The following is a 3,965-nucleotide window of genomic DNA, read 5'->3' on the forward strand; positions in this document are numbered from 1 at the left end:
GGGTTACTTAACGACACATCATTCCCCTGACGAACAAATAATTGTGATGGGAGACATTAACATCAGCCCTATCGACTTGGATATTGGGATTGGTGAAGCCAATAGAAAACGCTGGTTGCAAACGGGAAAATGCTCTTTCCAACCTGAAGAGCGCGAATGGTTACAAACTTTAATGGACTGGGGTTTTGTTGACACATTCCGTCAGTTAAATCCGGATGTAAATGATCAATTTTCGTGGTTTGATTATCGCTCACGCGGCTTTGATGATAACCGCGGGCTACGAATCGACGTCATTTTAGCGACCCCGAACCTAGCAAAAAAATGCCAAGAAGTCGGCATCGACTATGAACTTCGAGGAATAGAAAAACCTTCTGATCACGCGCCAATTTGGTCCAGTTTTTCTTTGTAGGAACAGAAAGTAACGTGCCAATAAGAAGCGCGCATTCAGCGCGCTTCTTATTTTAATCTATGCCTTGATTATAGAAACAAACTCGGTACAACAAATTGCTACTCGCAGCCCTTCAGCTTAATGGGCGCAAATAAGCTAAGAAGCGTTTTTCAGCCTGTTTAAAGCAGAACAAAATAATGAAGGTCAAGCCCATATAGAACAAACCTGCGGTTAAAAATGACTCGAATGGAGCATAATAACGAGAGTTCACTAAACGCGCAGCTCCCGTTAAATCCATAATGGTAACAATACCAGCAACCGCAGAACCGTGAAGCATGAAGATAACTTCATTACTATAAGCGGGCAGTGCGCGCCTTAACGCACTCGGTAGAATAATTCGTCGATACGTTTTCCAAGTACTCATTCCGTATGCCTTCGCCGCTTCAACTTCCCCTTTAGGCAACCCATTGATCGCACCGCGAATAATTTCAGCCGTGTAGGCGGACGTATTGAGAACAAAAGCAACCAACGCGCAAAACCAAGCGTTTTCCCACAAGGTATCTTTCACCGGGAAAAATTGATCCATTCCATAGTAGATGAGATAAAGCTGGACTAATAACGGTGTACCACGAAAAAAGTAGGTATAAGCCCATGCTGGAGTACGAATAAAATAGTTGTGGCTATTTCTAGCAATCGCTAAGGGGATGGCAAGGCTCAAACCGATAATTAACGACAACCCCACCAGCCAAACCGTTGTCCACAGCCCACTAAAATAAATTGGTAGGCTTTGAGTAATAAGGGAAAAATCCATATTTACCTCGTGTGAATGCTGAACTTGCGCTCAACCAATTTGAGAAGACCGGTTGATACACTGGTAAAGAAAAGGAAGATCACTGAGACAGCCATATAAAAGGTGAATGGCGTTTTTGTCGAACCCGCCGCGAGTGAGCTGACTCTGACCATATCTTCTAATCCAATAATGGAAACAAGTGCCGTCGTTTTGAGCAATACCAACCAGTTGTTACCAAACCCTGGCAATGCATGACGAACCATTTGAGGAAGCAAAATGCGTCTAAATGCTAAGGTAGAACTCATACCATACGCTTTCGCCGCTTCCATCTCTCCTTTATCAACCGCCATAATAGCGCCACGAAAGGTTTCAGCCATATAGGCACCGAAAATGAAACCTATGGTTAGTATCCCAGCAATGAAAGGGCTAACATCAATATAATCGGGGAGATAAGCGGTCCATTCATGGCTCGGGTCACTTGCCATAAACCAATTGTTTAGCCATTCGTTGATTGAATAAAGGCTATTATTCAACAATATTTGACCGCCAAAGAAAATAAGCATCATTAACACAAGGTCTGGAATACCGCGAATGATGGTCGTATAAAGAGTGGCAATGGCTCTTGCCCAACGGTAGGGTGCAAGCTTGGCTAGCGCACCTAGCATGCCAAGTAACATGGCAAGTAATAAAGAGAGCACGGCAACTTCGATGGTCAGCACCGCTCCCTTCAAAATTGAGGCTTCATATCCGTGTAGGTCCAACATAATTCATCCCTAGTCCCTGGAGAATTTAACGGCTGGGTACTTCTGGAACTAGGATCCAGCCGTTAAGAATCAATGGATTCCCATCATAATTGAGAAGGTGGAGTCAACTGAGCTAACCAGTCCTAATTACAGAGTGATCGATAAACATATTCATATGCTCGGCCCACTCTCACCTTCTAATTATATGGGTAAGATATGATGTTACAGCTTATTCACCGTATACATCGTAATTAAAGTATTTGGTCGCAATTTCTTGGTAAATCCCTTGTTGACGAAGAGATTTAATCGCCATATCAAGTTTTTGAGTGAGATCTTTGTCTTGTTTACGAACCGCAATACCAAAACCATCGCCAAACCATTTCGGATCGGTTAATGATGGGCCGACGAACTCATACGCTTCGCCGCCCGCTTTGTTAAGCACACCCTCTTCCAAGGCAGAGGCATCACCCAATACTGCCGCAATACGACCATTGGCTAGGTCAAGATAGGCTTCATCAAATGAACCATAACGGACAATTTCAACTGCATCGCCATAATTATCAGTAAGATACTTATCGTGCGTTGTTGCACGTTGTACACCAATTTTCACCCCTTTTAGACCTTCTTTAGAAAAATCCAACGCGGCTCCCTTCTTGGCGATAAATTTATTGGGAATTAATGCGTACTTACCAGTGAAATCGACTTTTTTCTTGCGCTCGTCGGTAATCGACATGGCTGCAATAATCGCGTCATATTTACGTGCGAGCAGTGATGGGATAATGCCATCCCAGTCTTGTGGAACGATTTTACATTCCACTTTCATCTCCTTGCACAACGCATTGGCCATATCAACATCAAAGCCTTTGAGAGATCCATCAGCCTCTGTCCAGCTAAAAGGAGGATAAGCCCCTTCTATACCAAAACGAACCGTCTTCCATTCTTTCGCTTGGGCCATACCAGTCATTGCACTAGCAGCAACGGCTGCAACTAATAACCACTTTTTCATTTCCATACTCCTGTGATTGAGGTCTTACTTATTTATCATGCTATGTTTATGTTGGTTTTGCTTAATATTTATGCCGTGGCGAATACCACAACATAATGAACACATTAATAAATAGAGGATATAAATTGTTTTAACCGTTCAGATTTAGGCTGGGTGAACAGGATGGCTGGATCTCCTTGCTCTTCCACTAAACCTTGGTGCAAGAACATCACATGGTTTGAAACATCGCGAGCAAAGGCCATTTCATGAGTCACTACCAGCATAGTACGGCCTTCTTCTGCCAAGTCTCTCATAACACCCAACACTTCACCCACCAATTCAGGATCAAGTGCAGAAGTGGGCTCATCAAACAGCATGACTTCTGGCTCCACGGCTAACGCTCTAGCAATCGCCGCACGTTGTTGTTGCCCACCAGAAAGGTGACCAGGATAATAGTCTTTACGTTCATACAGGCCGACTTTTTTTAGCAGCACCTCAGCACTCTCGATGGCTCGTGCTTTCGGTACTCCTAACACATGAATTGGTGCTTCAATAACGTTTTCTAACACCGTCATGTGCGACCAAAGGTTAAATCCCTGAAATACCATAGCAAGGCGTGAGCGAATTCGTTGCACCTGCTTTTCACTCACAGGTGAAGCTTCACCTTGCCGATTTTTTTTCATTTGAATGAGTTCACCATTGACCCAAATATCACCAGAGGTTGGTGTTTCAAGTAAATTGATGCATCTAAGAAAGGTACTTTTTCCCGAGCCAGAAGAACCAATAATGGAGATCACATCACCCTTACGAGCTTCTAGCGAGATTCCTTTTAGTACTTCGTTTTGACCAAAGGTTTTGTGCAGCTCTTTAATATTCAGCGCCGGTACATCAGTCATTGCGCTTAACTCCCTGTATTTGCTACTGCAGAGTATTCCAACTCCCATTTTTGATACAAACTAGCATTCACACCGAAAACATGCAACAAATTATTAACCTGCAAAATAAGGATATTTAGTTATTTTATCTGATTAAAAATTCACATTTTAGCCAATACTTCTC

General features: G+C 43.2%; 5 protein-coding genes. 1 reads left to right on the forward strand and 4 read right to left on the reverse strand.

What is annotated here, in order from left to right; genetic code table 11:
• Nucleotides 1-409: exodeoxyribonuclease III (locus AACQ17_RS07220; protein WP_170935184.1), on the forward strand; the 409-nt coding region annotated here is incomplete at its 5' end.
• Between the two features lie 112 nt (nucleotides 410-521).
• Here the strand turns inward: AACQ17_RS07220 and AACQ17_RS07225 are convergent.
• From AACQ17_RS07225 to AACQ17_RS07240, 4 genes are all read right to left on the reverse strand, one after another.
• Complete coding sequence (locus AACQ17_RS07225; RefSeq protein ID WP_010319214.1) at nucleotides 522-1,199, reverse strand: ABC transporter permease; 678 nt, start codon at nucleotides 1,197-1,199, stop codon at nucleotides 522-524.
• A 2-nt stretch (nucleotides 1,200-1,201) separates the two neighbouring features.
• On the reverse strand, nucleotides 1,202-1,942 hold the full coding sequence (locus AACQ17_RS07230) for an ABC transporter permease (RefSeq protein WP_094147025.1): 741 nt from the start codon (nucleotides 1,940-1,942) through the stop codon (nucleotides 1,202-1,204).
• A 208-nt stretch (nucleotides 1,943-2,150) separates the two neighbouring features.
• Complete coding sequence (locus tag AACQ17_RS07235; protein WP_026028918.1) at nucleotides 2,151-2,927, reverse strand: ABC transporter substrate-binding protein; 777 nt, start codon at nucleotides 2,925-2,927, stop codon at nucleotides 2,151-2,153.
• 104 nt (nucleotides 2,928-3,031) lie between these two features.
• Complete coding sequence (locus tag AACQ17_RS07240) at nucleotides 3,032-3,802, reverse strand: ABC transporter ATP-binding protein (RefSeq protein ID WP_013856548.1); 771 nt, start codon at nucleotides 3,800-3,802, stop codon at nucleotides 3,032-3,034.
• Between the last annotated feature and the right edge of the window lie 163 nt (nucleotides 3,803-3,965).

Origin of the sequence: Vibrio sp. V10_P2A27P122 (assembly GCF_963874335.1) — a bacterium.
GTDB classification, from domain to species: Bacteria; Pseudomonadota; Gammaproteobacteria; order Enterobacterales; family Vibrionaceae; genus Vibrio; species Vibrio anguillarum.